Annotated in this window: 15 protein-coding genes; 10 read left to right on the forward strand and 5 right to left on the reverse strand. The window is 43.5% G+C overall.

Translation table 11 applies throughout. The features are described from left to right. The first annotated feature begins 70 nt into the window (after positions 1–70). Positions 71–1,507: a 16S rRNA (cytosine(1407)-C(5))-methyltransferase RsmF gene (gene rsmF, locus ACF8CV_RS13690; protein WP_021448563.1), complete on the forward strand. Its 1,437-nt coding sequence runs from the start codon at positions 71–73 to the stop codon at positions 1,505–1,507. A 282-nt stretch (positions 1,508–1,789) separates the two neighbouring features. Here the strand turns inward: rsmF and ACF8CV_RS13695 are convergent, their stop codons facing one another. After that, positions 1,790–2,623, reverse strand: a complete 834-nt coding sequence (locus tag ACF8CV_RS13695; protein ID WP_005457108.1) for a S1 RNA-binding domain-containing protein — start codon at positions 2,621–2,623, stop codon at positions 1,790–1,792. Positions 2,624–2,814: 191 nt separating this feature from the next. On the opposite strand from ACF8CV_RS13695, the gene ACF8CV_RS13700 reads away from it, so the two are divergent. Next, positions 2,815–4,167: a hypothetical protein gene (locus tag ACF8CV_RS13700; protein ID WP_005457111.1), complete on the forward strand. Its 1,353-nt coding sequence runs from the start codon at positions 2,815–2,817 to the stop codon at positions 4,165–4,167. A 17-nt stretch (positions 4,168–4,184) separates the two neighbouring features. On the opposite strand, the gene ACF8CV_RS13705 is transcribed toward ACF8CV_RS13700, so the two are convergent. After that, entirely contained in the window at positions 4,185–4,682 is a 498-nt protein-coding gene (locus tag ACF8CV_RS13705; protein WP_005457113.1) for a DUF4442 domain-containing protein, read from the reverse strand. A 382-nt stretch (positions 4,683–5,064) separates the two neighbouring features. Here ACF8CV_RS13705 and ACF8CV_RS13710 point away from each other — a divergent pair, with 382 nt between their 5' ends. Together ACF8CV_RS13710 and ACF8CV_RS13715 are read left to right on the forward strand one after the other, a co-directional pair. Then, positions 5,065–6,117: a 3-deoxy-7-phosphoheptulonate synthase gene (locus tag ACF8CV_RS13710; RefSeq protein WP_169608978.1), complete on the forward strand. Its 1,053-nt coding sequence runs from the start codon at positions 5,065–5,067 to the stop codon at positions 6,115–6,117. Between the two features lie 34 nt (positions 6,118–6,151). Then, positions 6,152–6,634, forward strand: a complete 483-nt coding sequence (locus tag ACF8CV_RS13715; protein WP_005457116.1) for a YajQ family cyclic di-GMP-binding protein — start codon at positions 6,152–6,154, stop codon at positions 6,632–6,634. 127 nt (positions 6,635–6,761) lie between these two features. On the opposite strand, the gene ACF8CV_RS13720 is transcribed toward ACF8CV_RS13715, so the two are convergent. Further along, a complete protein-coding gene (locus ACF8CV_RS13720) occupies positions 6,762–7,682 on the reverse strand; it encodes a bifunctional precorrin-2 dehydrogenase/sirohydrochlorin ferrochelatase (protein ID WP_015296766.1) in 921 nt (306 codons plus the stop codon). Positions 7,683–8,143: 461 nt separating this feature from the next. On the opposite strand from ACF8CV_RS13720, the gene ACF8CV_RS13725 reads away from it, so the two are divergent. From ACF8CV_RS13725 to ACF8CV_RS13745, 5 genes are all read left to right on the forward strand, one after another. Then, complete coding sequence (locus ACF8CV_RS13725; RefSeq protein WP_023625091.1) at positions 8,144–9,172, forward strand: amino acid ABC transporter substrate-binding protein; 1,029 nt, start codon at positions 8,144–8,146, stop codon at positions 9,170–9,172. A gap of 228 nt (positions 9,173–9,400) precedes the next feature. Further along, positions 9,401–10,606 (forward strand): amino acid ABC transporter permease, encoded by a 1,206-nt coding sequence (locus ACF8CV_RS13730; RefSeq protein WP_005457120.1) that lies wholly within the window; start codon positions 9,401–9,403, stop codon positions 10,604–10,606. 1 nt (position 10,607) lies between these two features. Continuing rightward, positions 10,608–11,705 carry an amino acid ABC transporter permease gene (locus ACF8CV_RS13735; protein ID WP_005457129.1) on the forward strand — a complete coding sequence of 366 codons (1,098 nt, stop codon included), beginning with the start codon at positions 10,608–10,610 and terminating at the stop codon, positions 11,703–11,705. Positions 11,706–11,728: 23 nt separating this feature from the next. After that, positions 11,729–12,478, forward strand: coding sequence for an amino acid ABC transporter ATP-binding protein (locus ACF8CV_RS13740; RefSeq protein ID WP_005457131.1), 750 nt, complete (start codon positions 11,729–11,731; stop codon positions 12,476–12,478). A 251-nt stretch (positions 12,479–12,729) separates the two neighbouring features. Then, positions 12,730–13,398 (forward strand): Bax inhibitor-1/YccA family protein, encoded by a 669-nt coding sequence (locus tag ACF8CV_RS13745; protein ID WP_169608980.1) that lies wholly within the window; start codon positions 12,730–12,732, stop codon positions 13,396–13,398. 76 nt (positions 13,399–13,474) lie between these two features. On the opposite strand, the gene ACF8CV_RS13750 is transcribed toward ACF8CV_RS13745, so the two are convergent. Then, positions 13,475–13,849, reverse strand: a complete 375-nt coding sequence (locus ACF8CV_RS13750) for a chromosome partitioning protein ParB (RefSeq protein ID WP_169608982.1) — start codon at positions 13,847–13,849, stop codon at positions 13,475–13,477. 408 nt (positions 13,850–14,257) lie between these two features. On the opposite strand from ACF8CV_RS13750, the gene ACF8CV_RS13755 reads away from it, so the two are divergent. Then, on the forward strand, positions 14,258–14,587 hold the full coding sequence (locus ACF8CV_RS13755; RefSeq protein ID WP_005377396.1) for a TusE/DsrC/DsvC family sulfur relay protein: 330 nt from the start codon (positions 14,258–14,260) through the stop codon (positions 14,585–14,587). A gap of 2 nt (positions 14,588–14,589) precedes the next feature. Here the strand turns inward: ACF8CV_RS13755 and yccX are convergent, their stop codons facing one another. Next, positions 14,590–14,862 carry an acylphosphatase gene (gene yccX / locus ACF8CV_RS13760; RefSeq protein WP_021822802.1) on the reverse strand — a complete coding sequence of 91 codons (273 nt, stop codon included), beginning with the start codon at positions 14,860–14,862 and terminating at the stop codon, positions 14,590–14,592. Positions 14,863–14,890 lie beyond the last annotated feature (28 nt).

A 14,890-nucleotide genomic window follows, 5' to 3' on the forward strand; every position in this document is an offset into this window, starting at 1 on the left:
CTTGTCACTATTCGTTTCTGCGTCGCTTTCGTATATTATTTGCGGCAAATTCTGCAAACGAGATTCCACATTGCATCCTAATGTTTACATCCCAGACGCGTTTCTGGAAAAAATCCAAACTATCCTTCCTGCGAACCTCAACATGGAAGATTTCATCTCTGCATGTCAAAGGCCTCTTCGCAAAAGTATCCGTGTAAACACGCTCAAAATGAGTGTGGAAGACTTTGTTAAGCGCGCGGAAGACAAAGGATGGACATTGTCACCCGTCCCTTGGTGTGAGACTGGTTTTTGGATTGAAGCCGACGAGTCGGTTGTACCATTAGGCAACACAGCAGAACACATGTCTGGCTTATTCTACATTCAAGAAGCCAGCTCGATGATGCCAGTATCTGCCCTATTCATGAATGACGAATCTTACGATGCGGTACTAGACACCGCTGCTGCACCAGGTTCAAAAACCACGCAGATCGCCGCATTAATGAAAAATGAAGGTGTACTTGTCGCGAACGAGTACGCGGCAAGCCGCGTAAAAGTTCTGCATGCCAACATCGAACGCTGTGGTGTACGCAATGCCGCTTTGAGCAACTTTGATGGCCGCGTTTTTGGTGGTTGGTTACCTGAACAATTTGATGCGGTATTGCTTGATGCCCCTTGTTCTGGCGAAGGCACAGTTCGTAAAGATGAAGATGCCATGAAGAATTGGACACAAGCGTCCGTTCTAGAAATCGCAGATACGCAAAAAGATCTCATTGAAAGCGCATTCCACGCACTTAAGCCAGGTGGCGTGCTAGTTTACTCAACGTGTACGTTAAGTACCGAGGAAAACCAGCAAGTTTGCCATCACTTAAATGAAACCTTTGGTGACGCGGTTGAGTTTGAGAGTCTGGATGGATTATTTGAAAATGCCAACGCCGCATTAACAGAAGAAGGCTTCTTACACATCTTCCCTCAGGTTTATGACTGTGAAGGCTTCTTTGTTGCGCGTATTCGCAAACACCATTCTGTAGAGGCGCCACAAGTGAAAAAGCGCATGGGCAAATTCCCGTTCGTAAAAGCGTCGAAGAAAGAATCAGAAGAGATTTCAAAGCAACTACACAACGCATTAGATATTGAGTTGCCTTCCGAAAGTACGGTTTGGCTCCGAGATAAAGACGTTTGGCTATTCCCAGATGCGCTTGAGCCAATGATTGGCGAATTACGTTTTTCTCGCATGGGCATTAAAATCGCTGAAGCACATAAAAATGGCTACCGTTGGCAACACCAAGTCGCTACCGCACTAGCGACGGGTGCTGAAAGCAACGCTATTGAGCTAACGATTGAAGAAGCACGTGAATGGTACATGGGCCGTGATGTTCGTCCTCAAATCATTCCAGAAGGATTGAAAACGGGTAAAGGCGAAGTGCTAGTTAAGTACCAAGGTGCGATTATCGGTTTAGGTAAGTGGGTCAGTAACCGCATTAAAAATGGCCTTCCTCGTGAGTTAGTACGAGATAAGAACTTATTTTAAAGAAATGACGAACCATAAATAAATGAAAAGCCATCGTATTTGCGATGGCTTTTTAGTTCGTAAGTATGAAAGCTCGTAGGGCTGCTAGCGATTCAAGCTCGCTGTACTAAACTGAAGATATCAAAGTAACGCTTTGATACGGCATTTCTCTCTAAGTTAACCACCCAATAATTGGTTGACGAAAGTTTAGCGCAGGCTCTGTAGAGCCGTTTCCCCTAGGCCCAAAAAATGGAAGAGTTTGGGCCGTTTTTTTGGCTGCTTTCTAGCGTTTAAGCAGATAAGTCAAGCGAGACGGATACCGTCTTTCTCAATCACAATCTTACCTTGCTTGTACAAACCGCCGATGGTCTTTTTGTACGTGCCTTTACTTGTACGGAAAGCATCAAAAATCGCTTCTGGCGAAGACTTATCGTTCAGAGGAAGGAAACCGCCCTTCTTCTCCAAGAGATCAATAATCTTGCTTGAAAGATCATCCATCTTCGCCACGCCGACTTTTTGTAGAGATAAGTCAATTTTGCCATCTTCACGGACTTGCTTGATGTAACCTTTTAGTTTTTTACCGATAAACAGCTTACCAAACACATCAGAAGGGAAAATCATGCCCCAGTGTTTGCCGTTTACAATCGCTTTGTAACCAAGTTGGCTGCGTTCTGCGATAATCAGATCAACTTCTTCGTTTACTTCGTAGTTTGCTGGCGTTTTATCAAGCCACTTGTTGAACTTCGTCGTACCAACAATACGTCCCGACGCTTTATCGGTGTAAACATAAACCAGAATGTTTTGACCCGCAGTAAAGCGAGCTCGTTGCTCACTAAATGGGATAAGAAGGTCTTTCTCTTTAATGCCCCAGTTTACGAATGCACCCGTTTGATTGATGCCTTCGATTTTCATCAAGCCCCACTCGCCTACTTGAGCGATTGGCTTGTCAATGGTCGCAGCAAGTTGGCTTTCTGAGTCAAAGTACAAAAATACTTCGATGTGATCGCCAAGTTCAGTGCCTTCAGGTACATGTTTGTTAGGCAGCAGAACAGAGCCGTAATCGTCACCATCCAGAAATACGCCAAAATCAGCCTTTTTAATGACTTCTAAGCTGTTAATTTGACCAATTTTAATCATTGATATTGTCTCTCTTAAAATTTACACGGAATTATACCTAAACTAACAAGAAAATCAGAGAGAAAAGCAAACCTCTCTGTTATGCTGTCTGCTCGGCTATTTGCCCCAGTCACTCTCTTAGCAATCTCGACCTTACACGCTCAACTACATTACGTAAGGCAAGAGTGCTTTAGCAAAGTCAGGAGCTTTCTTTGGTCACCGTCGATAAACAAGACTCAGTAACATTAAAAATTAGCCACGCGCTCGCAGAAAGCAAAAGTGTCGACCTAGATATTTACTTCTTTGTGCCTGGTGAGCTTGGTTTAAACGCCGACATCATCAGTGAATCCGAATTTTATTACACTTCTATCACTCAGCAACGTGCTTATTACAGTACAGAAATTCTATTGCCGCTTGTTCACAGCCGATTAGCGAAGCGCGGACGTCTTTCTAATCAGCAATACCGCGTAAGTTTGAGTTTATTCGCCTACCAGTACGTTATCGCATTAGATAAAGCAGTGGCGAGTTTGAATAAGCACGAGAGCAACTCCGTTACAGAAGATGAAGTGGACGAAGTCATTGAGTTGACGCTTGAGATCTTAAAACGCTTGAGACGCTCTATCCCTTATGAAGAAAACTTAAAGCGGTACTACGTTAATATTGATAACTATTTGTCGTGGTATACCGAGCAGAAGTTTTTGTCTCTCGTCGCTCATCTTCCTCGAGAAGGCGATTACAGCACCATTAAACAGCGTTTGATTACTCTGTGTGAGAAAGAACAAGCGCATCGCAAGCTAAACAAATACAACTCTCCTCGCGTGGTTGAAGACGTGACGCGTCTTTCAAACAAAATGCGTTTGTTAAGACGTCTGATTGAACACCCTATTGTTTTGCGTGAGCAAACTATCTCCATGGGTAACAACATCAAGCGAGCGATTAAAGGGATTGCGACGGGCTTAGTTATGGTCGTAGTGACATCGACCGTTATTCTAGCCCGAGACTACCTTGGCGAGATTTCTGCATCTTTCATTATAGCGATGTCTTTTATCTATGCTTTACGCGAGATTTTTAAAGATGATCTGCGTGATGCGATGTGGCGTTGGATTCGTAAAGGCAAACCTAAGTGGCGTAAAAAGTACATCGACCCGACGACGAAGAAAGTCGTCGGTAAAAAATTAGAATGGCTTGATTATAAAACGCTATCGAGCTTGCCAGACAAGATTCAACAGATTCGTAAAAAACGCGTCGTTCAAAGAGAAGAACAAATTCTTCACTACCATGAAAAAACAGAAATGGCGACGTCGCTCTTTTTAAGTGGTTATGAACAGACTCGAGAAACGTTGAACATCAGTTTGCGCCCGATCATCCGCCTAATGGATAAGAGCTCAAACCGCGTTTATCGTCTAAATGAAGGGCAAGTGACCAAAGAGTCTGTAGAGAAACGTCATTTACTCAATGTGATCGTCAAAGAAGACAACCACACTGATGCGCCCGTTTACTACCGTTGGAAAGTCGTGCTAAACCGCTCGAAAATAGTCTCTATCGAGAAAATCGAGCTCAATTAAAAAACGGATTCAAACTATTAAGCAGCCTTCTTTGTATGTTGAGCTGCTTTTTTTATGGATAGAGTAAGCGCAAACTCTGCCATCGGCTCCTGCCCATGTAGGCTCGGACACAGTGCAATGATCTTCACATCACGATTAACACGTTCACCAGTGGCAATGGTATGGTCTAGCATCTCATCAATGACATGGCCGTCATTACAAACGAAATGAACATCCGCTTCTGGACGTTTTAAAAACTCCGCTTTCACTCCTTTAAATGCTAAAGAAATCGCCTCACCTTTTTCCTGAGCTTTGCTCATCGCAAGAAAACCACCAGCCACATCAGCACCAACGGCTAATGCACCAAAATACATACTGTTTAGGTGATTCTTTGTTCGTCGTCGAAGTGGAATGCGTACTTCAACGTGCTTACTATCAATGGCGATAATTTTTGGGTGACACAGCCAAATCAGAGGCACTTTCGAAAAGCCAAAGAGATTGAGATACAAATTTGCGCGACGTACTGCTGATAACATTTTGGTCTCCTTACCAAACTACTCTGACCAGTTAATCAACGAACGAAATAGATGTCAAAGAAATGTTAACAAAAGCTAGATCTAGACAGTTATTGAGCATACTTTCAGTGACAGCGTCACCTCGCTCGAATAGAGAAGCATGAGGTTCGTCGCACTAAACTCGCTTGACCGAAGGTGAGATAGAAGAAAAGGTTATAAATTCAAATGTATATATATTGATTTAATGATCAAGTTTTGTCATTTATACATAAGTCATTTAAATGAATACCAACACCTTTGTATACAATTCGGTATTTCCTGGGGAAGATTCCCGTGAAACGGTTTATTCCTGCCTGTAATTCCGTTATCTTTACCCCTTCGCAATAGAGAATAAAGCTATAACATGCCTATAAAAACAGATGAATTGAGAACCCAACCTTTGGGTCCAATGCCTACCCCAGCGGAGCTAGGTAGTGTACATCCGATCACGGATGACGTTGCAGATCGCATCGCTCAATCTCGTCGTCAGATTGAAAACATTTTAACAGGTGAAGACGATCGCCTTCTTGCTATCGTTGGTCCATGTTCTGTTCACGATACTGAAGCCGCAATTGATTACGCGAAACGCCTGAGTGAAATCCAAGATAAGTACAAAGACGAGCTATTTATCGTTATGCGTACTTACTTTGAAAAGCCTCGTACAGTAGTTGGTTGGAAAGGTCTTATCACCGACCCTAACCTAGACGGTTCTTACGCGCTTGAAGCTGGCCTTCACAAAGCTCGTAAACTGCTACTGGATATCAACAAGCTTGGTCTTGCGACTGCTACTGAGTTTCTTGATATGATCACTGGCCAATACATTGCGGATTTGATCACTTGGGGCGCAATTGGCGCACGTACGACAGAATCTCAAATTCACCGTGAAATGGCATCAGCGCTATCTTGCCCTGTTGGCTTTAAAAATGGCACAAACGGTAATGTGAAAATCGCGATTGACGCGATTCGTGCCTCTCAAGCTTCACACTACTTCTACTCGCCAGATAAGAATGGTCGTATGACGGTGTACCGCACAAGTGGCAACCCATTCGGTCATATTATTTTGCGTGGCGGCGAAAAAGGTCCAAACTTTGACGAAGTGTCTGTGAAGCAAGCGTGTGATTCACTTGCTGAGTTTGGTTTACCTGAGCGTCTTATTGTAGACTTCAGCCATGCAAACTGTCAGAAGCAGCACCGAAAACAGCTTGATGTTGCAAGCGACATTTGTACTCAAATTAAGTCAGGCAGCACTCGCATTGCGGGTATCATGGCGGAAAGCTTCATTATGGAAGGCAACCAGCCAATGACTGACATTAACAACCTAACTTACGGTCAATCAATTACTGACCCTTGTTTAGGTTGGGACGATACAGTAACTATGCTAGATATGCTGGCAGAAGCTGTAAAATCCACTAAGTAATTCATCCATATAACAAGATAATCAAGGAATCTTCATGCCATCGTTTGATATTGTTTCAGAAATCGATACCGTTGAACTACGTAACGCCGTTGATAACGCTAACCGTGAACTGTCTACTCGTTTCGATTTCCGCAACGTAAATGCGAGCTTTGAGCTAGTAGAAGAAAACGTAAAAGTGTCTGCGGAAGGTGACTTCCAGCTTAAGCAAATGCGCGACATCCTACGTGGCCACTTGGCAAAACGTAATGTTGATGCAAATGCAATGGACGCTCAAAACCCAGAAGTAACGGGTAAAAACTGGCATCAAAATATCCTGTTCCGCCAAGGTATCGATACACCGACAGCGAAAAAACTGGTTAAGCTAATCAAAGATGCGAAGCTAAAAGTACAAGCGTCTATCCAGGGCGACAAAGTACGTGTAACTGGTAAGAAACGTGATGACCTGCAAGCAACTATCGCTGCAATCCGTGAAGCAGAGCTAGGCCAACCGTTCCAGTTTAACAACTTCCGTGATTAATATGTTTTGCTAATTGGTATTCGATACCAGTTAGAAGAAGCAAAATAAAAGCGCCGACGTATTTTTCGTCGGCGCTTTTTTATTGTCAGTATTTTGTAGAGCGTTGTTTTTGCTAAAGCGCCACAAACTAAATCACAAGATCTTGCCCTTGCAGCAACATGAATTCGCTTGTGCCTTGAGGAATGAACACGCACACACGTAAGTTGTCTTTTTTCGCTTTGGCTAACTTATCAGACAGTTCTGCCGCATTTGAAAAGGCCTCACGTTCGGCATCTCTTCTTACCAACTCCATTGCATCGGACTCACACTTAGTCGAGTACAGCGCGAGTTCAGCTTGCTGCATGTAGCGAACAGCTTTGATTGGCAGCATTTCGACGTCTTTTCCGAGATGAATCCAAGTACAGCTGCCCTTCTCATCCAATGGGTTTGCCATCGTTGCCTGATAGATGGTTTCAAGCTCGCGGTTATTACGCGCGTTTTCAACATCAGGGTTAGAGAAAAATTGCTCCCAGAACTTACGGCGTAAATCGACACTTGGTAACGCTTCTTTGATCGAATTACGTTTCGAGTTGGCAAACTCGGCCATCAAGCCCATGTTCTGAGGAAGAATCGCTTCAAGCTTTTCACGAATATTGCGAATCAGTACCGGAGACGCTCCACCACTTGAAATTGCAATCTGGATTCTGCCACGGTTGATCATTGAAGGTGTGATGAAGTCACAGTACGGTTTGTCGTCTACGACGTTGACCAAAATGCCAAGTTCTTTGGCATTTTTATACACCTGGTGATTCAGCTCTGGGTTATCAGTGGTGGCCCATACTTGAACAAAACGTTTTGTGACAAGGTCACTTGAATAAAAGCGTTGCACCCAATGGATTTGGTGCTCATCGGCAAGCCTTGATAAGAACTCAACCAAAGTTGGAGAAACAATGGTGACATTCGCCCCAGCCTTTAGTAGCGCTTCCACTTTACGGCTCGCCACTTCTCCACCACCAACAACAAGTACTGGTTTATTCACTAAATCTAAGAACAGAGGAAAATATCGCATTTCAATCCATGATTACTCTTATTTGCTATTGCTACTCATGCTACCAAAAATGGGGCAAACACATCACCCTGTTTCGACATCACAAATAATTTTTGTTCAAATTTTTGCGTAACTCAGTCGAGCTAGGCTAATGATAGATTTAATAACAACTTTTTATTCTCTCATTTTATTCACTCTTCTATTGATTGTTCTGATGCACCAAATTGACCGAGTTTTGCACTATTTACAAACAATTAACATTTCGTCATTCTAATTCTCAAGGAGCTTTGGAAGTTCTCTCAAAACTCTATTTAAATTATATATTTGAGAATTAACAGATCCTTTCCTACGCTTATAACTGGTTGATTTATCGATTGCCGTTTCTTCGAAAATCAACCACGTAGGACAATAAATACTAATAAATTGGACAAGTTATTTCAGGTCACTCCTGATTAAACATGGATCATACAGGAAGGATACAAATGGCAAACAAACTAACAATTCTTGCTTCCGTCGTAGCGGCTTCTACTGCCATGATGGCGACATCAGCACAAGCAGCAGACACGACTCTGGACAAAGTCACAAAACAAGGTTTTCTTACTTGTGGCGTAAGTACCGGTCTACCTGGTTTCTCAAACCCTAACTCAAAAGGTGAATGGGAAGGTATCGACGTAGAATATTGCCAAGCACTGGCTGCAGCCGTTCTTGGGGATAAAACGAAAGTTAAATATGTACCCCTAACCGCGAAAGAACGTTTCACTGCACTTCAATCGGGTGAAATCGATGTGCTTTCTCGTAACACTACCTGGACACTACACCGAGATACTGCGCTTGGTCTAAACTTTGTAGGCGTGAACTACTATGACGGTCAAGGTTTCATGGTCAAGAAAGATCTTGGCATTTCTAGCGCTAAAGAGCTTGATGGTGCGTCAGTTTGCGTACAGTCAGGTACAACAACCGAACTCAACTTAGCGGATTACTTCCGCAACAGTGGCATGTCGTACAAACCTGTGGTGTTTGATACGGCGGCGCAAACCTCAAAAGGTTTCGATGCCGGACGCTGTGACGTGCTAACGACTGACCAATCTGGTCTGTACGCACTTCGTTTGAATCTGAAAGATCCTTCTTCTGCGGTGGTTCTTCCTGAAATCATTTCTAAAGAGCCACTTGGCCCTGTGGTTCGTCAAGGCGACGATCAGTGGTTCAACATTGCTAAGTGGACGTTAGCAGCAATGGTGAATGCGGAAGAATATGGCATTACCTCTAAGAATGCGGATGAGATGTTGAAATCTCAAGATCCAAACATCAAACGTATTTTGGGTGTTGATGGTCCGAAAGGTAAAGGCCTAGGTATTCGTGATGATTGGGGTTACCAAGTCGTCAAACAAGTGGGTAACTACGGCGAAAGCTTTGAGCGCACAGTCGGTAAAGGTTCGCCTTTAGAGATCGCTCGTGGTGTTAACGCACTTTGGAATGCCGGCGGCTTCATGTACGCGCCACCAATCCGTTAGAAACGAGTTAATCAGGGCGGTTCATGCCGCCCTTTTTCTTGAATATATCAATCTGGATGAGTAAGGATCGCTCATTGGCTGGAATAAGCCTTGGTCAGTATGATATGGGTTTGGGCGAGTAACTCGCGCTACAAATCTATTGCAAGCTAACACTAGGTTAAGCCTTTAGGGACAACCACTTATTTATACAGAGTGATATCTATAACTAAGGTTTGAGGTTATCGCTGTATGAAACCGACTAAAGATACATCGCCAAGTACGATGTCCAAACCGAGCGGAAGCAAGAGCTTGATTTATAATCCTGCCTTTCGTTCTGCTATTTTCCAGATCATTGCTATAGCTGCACTGGTATTTTTCTTTTATACCATCATAAACAATGCGTTAAATAACCTCGATGCTCGGGGCATCGCAACAGGCTTTGGTTTCCTGAATCAAGAAGCTGGTTTTGGTATCGGGTTAACTCTCATTGAGTATAACGAAACGTATTCTTACGGCAGAACGTTTATCGTGGGTCTTTTGAATACAGCATTAGTCTCTGTGCTGGGTATTATTCTCGCCACCGCGATTGGTTTTACGATGGGTGTAGCGCGTCTCTCAACAAACTGGTTGGTTAGCCGTTTAGCCGCGGTTTACATTGAGACGTTTCGAAATATCCCCCTTCTTCTGCAAATCTTTTTCTGGTATTTCGCAGTACTGCAAGCATTACCATCGGCAAGACAGAGTTTGAGCCTTGGCGAAGCTATTTTCTTAAACGTGCGTGGGCTTTATTTTCCTGCGCCTGTGTTTAATGAAGGCAGTGGGGTTGTAATTGCTGCGTTTGTTATCGGGCTTATCGCTACGATCTCTATCTCTATTTGGGCTAGAAACAAACAACGCCTAACAGGCCAACAAACCCCGATGGGACGAATTGGTTTAGGGCTTCTTGTTGGCTTGCCTCTATTGGTTTACTTCGTTTCTGGTATGCCAATCTCTTTGGAATACCCAGAGCTGAAAGGTTTCAACTTCAAAGGTGGGATCAGCATTATTCCTGAGCTAGCAGCTTTGCTATTGGCGTTAAGTGTTTACACCGCCGCCTTTATTGCGGAAATCGTACGCTCCGGTATCAACGCGGTGAGTCATGGTCAAACAGAGGCCGCGATGTCACTTGGTTTACCTCGTGCTAAAACGCTCAAGCTGGTTGTTATCCCCCAAGCTTTGAGAATCATCATTCCTCCACTCACAAGCCAATACTTGAACTTAACGAAGAACTCTTCGTTGGCAATGGCTATTGGTTATCCGGATCTGGTTTCTGTGTTTGCTGGTACAACCTTGAACCAGACAGGACAAGCCATTGAGATCATCGCGATGACAATGGGCGTTTATCTAACGCTGAGCTTGCTCACGTCTGCGTTAATGAACTTGTACAACCGCAAAGTTGCGCTGGTGGAGAGATAATATGAGTACACATCAATTTCAGCCCGATCTCCCGCCACCATCAAATACCGTTGGCGTGGTTGGGTGGTTACGCAAGAATTTGTTTAATGGCCCAGTCAACTCCATTGTCACGCTTATTCTTGCTTATATCGTTTTTAATGCGCTTTGGCACATTGTCGATTGGGCATTCATTAATGCTGACTGGATAGGCTCAACGCGTGATGACTGTAGCCGAGAAGGTGCATGCTGGGTGTTCATCAGTGTTCGCTGGGAGCAGTTCATGTACGGCTTCTACCCAGAAGCAGAACTTTGGCGCCCTCGCCTGTTTTACATCACGCTCGCGATTTTCACTGTGCTTCTTGCCTATGAAAAAACACCAAAACGTTTATGGATTTGGCTGTTCTTTGTCAACATCTATCCGTTTATCGTTGCTGCGCTTCTCTACGGTGGGGTGTTTGGCTTGGAAGTGGTTGAAACGCACAAATGGGGCGGATTGTTGGTCACATTGATCATCGCGCTTGTTGGTATAGTGGTTTCATTACCGATCGGTGTCGCACTGGCTCTAGGTCGACGCTCTGATATGCCCATCATACGCAGCATCTGTACGATTTACATTGAAGTATGGCGTGGCGTTCCACTGATTACCGTACTATTCATGGCGTCCGTTATGTTACCGCTGTTCTTAGCTGAAGGTTCCGAAACGGATAAACTTATTCGTGCCTTAATTGGTGTGGTCATGTTCAGCGCGGCTTACATGGCAGAAGTGGTACGTGGTGGTTTGCAAGCCATTCCAAAAGGACAATATGAAGCTGCCGATGCGTTAGGTTTGAGTTACTGGAAGAAAACAGGCCTGATCATTTTGCCACAGGCACTCAAGATCACCATTCCTTCCATCGTAAACACATTCATTGGCCTATTTAAAGACACCAGTCTGGTACTGATCATCGGTATGTTCGATGTGCTCGGTATTGGACAAGCAGCAAACACCGACCCCGAATGGCTCGGCTTTGCTACCGAAAGTTATGTATTTGTCGCGTTAGTGTTCTGGGTATTTTGTTTTGGTATGTCACGTTACTCAATATGGCTCGAAAACAAACTTCATACCGGTCACAAACGATAACTCATCAAGATCAAGGACGTATTATGACGCAACAACAAGACTATATGATCCAGTTGAAGGACATGAACAAATGGTATGGTGAGTTTCACGTACTAAAAAACATCAACTTAAATGTAAAGAAAGGCGAAAAAATCGTTATCTGTGGCCCTTCAGGTTCAGGGAAATCGACCATGATTCGCTGTATCAATCGCCTTGAAGAGCATCAAGCAGGCAGCATTTTTGTTTCTGGGACAGAGCTTACGGAAGACTTGAAAAACATCGAAGCCGTGCGACGTGAAGTTGGAATGTGCTTCCAACACTTTAACCTCTTTCCACACTTAACGGTCTTGGAAAACTGCACACTTGCGCCTATTTGGGTGAAAAAGATGCCGAAAGAGGAAGCGGAAGCGGTTGCGATGAAATATCTCAAACGCGTTAAAATCCCAGACCAAGCCGATAAATACCCAGGTCAGTTATCTGGTGGTCAGCAACAGCGTGTAGCGATTGCCCGCTCATTGTGTATGAGCCCTAAAGTCATGCTGTTTGATGAGCCAACCTCTGCGCTCGACCCTGAAATGGTGCGTGAAGTGTTGGACGTTATGGTCGAATTGGCGGAAGAAGGCATGACCATGCTGTGTGTAACCCATGAAATGGGCTTTGCTAAAGAAGTCGCCGATCGCGTGATATTTATGGACGCAGGAGAAATCATAGAAGAGAACAACCCGGTCGACTTCTTTGAGAATCCTCAATCGGATCGCACGCAAAACTTCTTAGCGCAAATCCTGCATCATTAATCATCAACGCAGATAACGCTTTAAAAGCACTGATTTCGAATGAAGCCAGTGCTTTTTGTCATTTACATCACCAATCGTTGTGAGCACCAACGCAAAAACTCTTGGTGGTAATATTGTGTTACAAGTTGCCACATACATAACATCTTATTTCCATTATCATTTTATCTAGGATATGCATGGAAAGGGCTTGATTTTTTGAACTTTCAGCCCCATAAATGTACCAATAGTAAACTCCCTTATTGAGGATAATTATGAACAGTCCAATGTTTACTCGTTCAACAAGTGTTCCTAATACACTAGAAACTAACAAAGTACTGAAAAACACTTACTTCCTACTGTCGATGACACTGATGACCAGTGCTATCGCAGCAATCGCGACTATGGCAATGCAAATTTCACCAATCATGGCGATTGTAATGCAGCTTGCAGCGATTGGTATTTTGTTCTTTGTTATGCCAAAGGCAATCAACTCATCATCTGGTATCGTTTGGACATTCGTTTTCACGACTCTAATGGGTGGTGCTTTAGGTCCAATGCTTAACTACTACGCATCAATTCCAAACGGTCCTACTATCATTGCTCAAGCTCTAGGTTTGACTGGTATGGTGTTCCTTGGCCTATCGGCTTACACCATTTCAAGCAAGAAAGATTTCTCTTTCATGCGCAACTTCCTGATGGCAGGTTTGATCATTGTGATCGTTGCAGCGCTGATTAACATCTTCGTTGGTTCAACAATGGCTCACCTAGTAATCAGCAGTGTTTCTGCACTCGTGTTCTCTGGTTTCATCCTATTCGATACAAGTCGTATCGTTCGTGGCGAAGAAACAAACTACATCAGTGCAACAATTTCGATGTACCTAAACATCCTTAACTTGTTCACTAGCCTACTAAGCATTCTAGGCATCATGAACGACGATTAATCGGTTCTCGTTAAGTAAAATCAAAAAGCCCGAAGGTAATTCCTTCGGGCTTTTTCTTTGTGTGCAATTCAGTGTATTACGCCTGCTCTACAGACAACTCGATAACTTCGTCTGCTTCTGGATTTTCTCTAAAGCGTCTCACTTTGATCGTTTCCTCTCCTAACATGATTTGCTTGGCGATTCGGTGCATACCATCAAAGACTCGGTAGTCACTAGTTAAGATCACGGGATACGATATATCGGCATTGTTGATGCGTTGGCAATGTTTCGCTATTTCACGGCAGGTCGGCTGCGGCCCTTCATCACTAAACCAGGTCACCTCATTCGGACCTTTAATGTCATCAATGGAAATTTCTTCTACGGGTAAGGATTCTGCAAGCTTCCAAATACGCTCAATAGACCAAGTGGATTTTACGTTGTCATTAATCTCAATGTAACGTTGTGTCGACATGACTGACTCCTTGTCATGAGTGTTGTTTCTAACCTGAGCACAGGTCGGTTATCAAACCCAGAGAATATCGACCCAAAGGAATAAACACAACGTCGTAACCGATTCATCCTTAAACAAAATTTCATTAATTAGACAGCTGACTATCAAAAAACGATAATAAAAATGAATAAGCCTGAATATAAATGCAAATATCTTGGTATTACCCCCGTTAAATTTTTAACAAGCTGAATAATTTATTATTTTTCTGCATAGTAGTGAGTTTTGGACACATCATCAGTATTCATTAAAGCCCTGCTACTTTGTATGCTTTTGCTTCGCTCAGTACGACTTCAGGATTCTTTTGTTGAGAACTTCCTAACGTGTGCGCTAATCTATAAACATCCATGTTCACTTAACGGATAAGACGTTATGTTCGTTTACAACGGCAAAGAAATTGAAACTGATGCTCAAGGCTATCTACTGGATCATACTCAGTGGGAAGAAGGCATGATTGAGCTTTTAGCAAAAGAAGAAGACATCGAACTTACTGATGCTCATTTAGAAGTTGTGCATTTTGTGCGCGACTTTTATGAAGAGTTTAATACCTCTCCAGCAGTGCGAATGCTTGTCAAAGCAATGGAAAAGGCGCACGGCCCAGAAAAAGGCAACAGCAAATATTTGTTCAAGCTGTTCAAAAAAGGCCCAGCAAAACAAGCAACAAAGCTAGCAGGTTTACCTAAACCAGCTAAGTGCCTGTAATATTATAGAATTTTAAATCCGCGGAATGGTTTGTACGATACGCTCTCTCGCGTAACGCTTTCTACTGTCGCCGTCCGCGGACCTTCTTGTAACCATTCACAAAACTGGTCAATTTTCTCTTTAGGCCCACAAGCCATCACTTCTACATCGCCATTGTTCAAGTTCTTCGCGTAGCCCGTTAAACCAAACTTTAAACCTTGGTGCGAAGTATGGTAACGAAAGCCAACCCCTTGAACGTGACCTTTAACTATAAATCTCTCACACTTTACGTTCATCTTTGTACCGCATCTGATTATTGAGTGA

Source organism: Vibrio sp. zbq_1, from assembly GCF_043102935.1.
GTDB lineage: Bacteria > Pseudomonadota > Gammaproteobacteria > Enterobacterales > Vibrionaceae > Vibrio > Vibrio parahaemolyticus.

Coding starts and splice junctions, on each gene's coding strand:
- ACF8CV_RS13725 (WP_023625091.1), top strand. CDS start 8,144: ATGGCAAACAAACTAACAATTCTTGCTTCCGTCGTAGCGGCTTCTACT.
- ACF8CV_RS13755 (WP_005377396.1), top strand. CDS start 14,258: ATGTTCGTTTACAACGGCAAAGAAATTGAAACTGATGCTCAAGGCTAT.
- ACF8CV_RS13705 (WP_005457113.1), bottom strand. CDS start 4,682: ATGTTATCAGCAGTACGTCGCGCAAATTTGTATCTCAATCTCTTTGGC.
- ACF8CV_RS13715 (WP_005457116.1), top strand. CDS start 6,152: ATGCCATCGTTTGATATTGTTTCAGAAATCGATACCGTTGAACTACGT.
- ACF8CV_RS13735 (WP_005457129.1), top strand. CDS start 10,608: ATGAGTACACATCAATTTCAGCCCGATCTCCCGCCACCATCAAATACC.
- ACF8CV_RS13730 (WP_005457120.1), top strand. CDS start 9,401: ATGAAACCGACTAAAGATACATCGCCAAGTACGATGTCCAAACCGAGC.
- ACF8CV_RS13720 (WP_015296766.1), bottom strand. CDS start 7,682: ATGCGATATTTTCCTCTGTTCTTAGATTTAGTGAATAAACCAGTACTT.
- ACF8CV_RS13750 (WP_169608982.1), bottom strand. CDS start 13,849: ATGTCGACACAACGTTACATTGAGATTAATGACAACGTAAAATCCACT.
- ACF8CV_RS13745 (WP_169608980.1), top strand. CDS start 12,730: ATGAACAGTCCAATGTTTACTCGTTCAACAAGTGTTCCTAATACACTA.
- ACF8CV_RS13695 (WP_005457108.1), bottom strand. CDS start 2,623: ATGATTAAAATTGGTCAAATTAACAGCTTAGAAGTCATTAAAAAGGCT.
- ACF8CV_RS13710 (WP_169608978.1), top strand. CDS start 5,065: ATGCCTATAAAAACAGATGAATTGAGAACCCAACCTTTGGGTCCAATG.
- yccX (WP_021822802.1), bottom strand. CDS start 14,862: ATGAACGTAAAGTGTGAGAGATTTATAGTTAAAGGTCACGTTCAAGGG.
- ACF8CV_RS13740 (WP_005457131.1), top strand. CDS start 11,729: ATGACGCAACAACAAGACTATATGATCCAGTTGAAGGACATGAACAAA.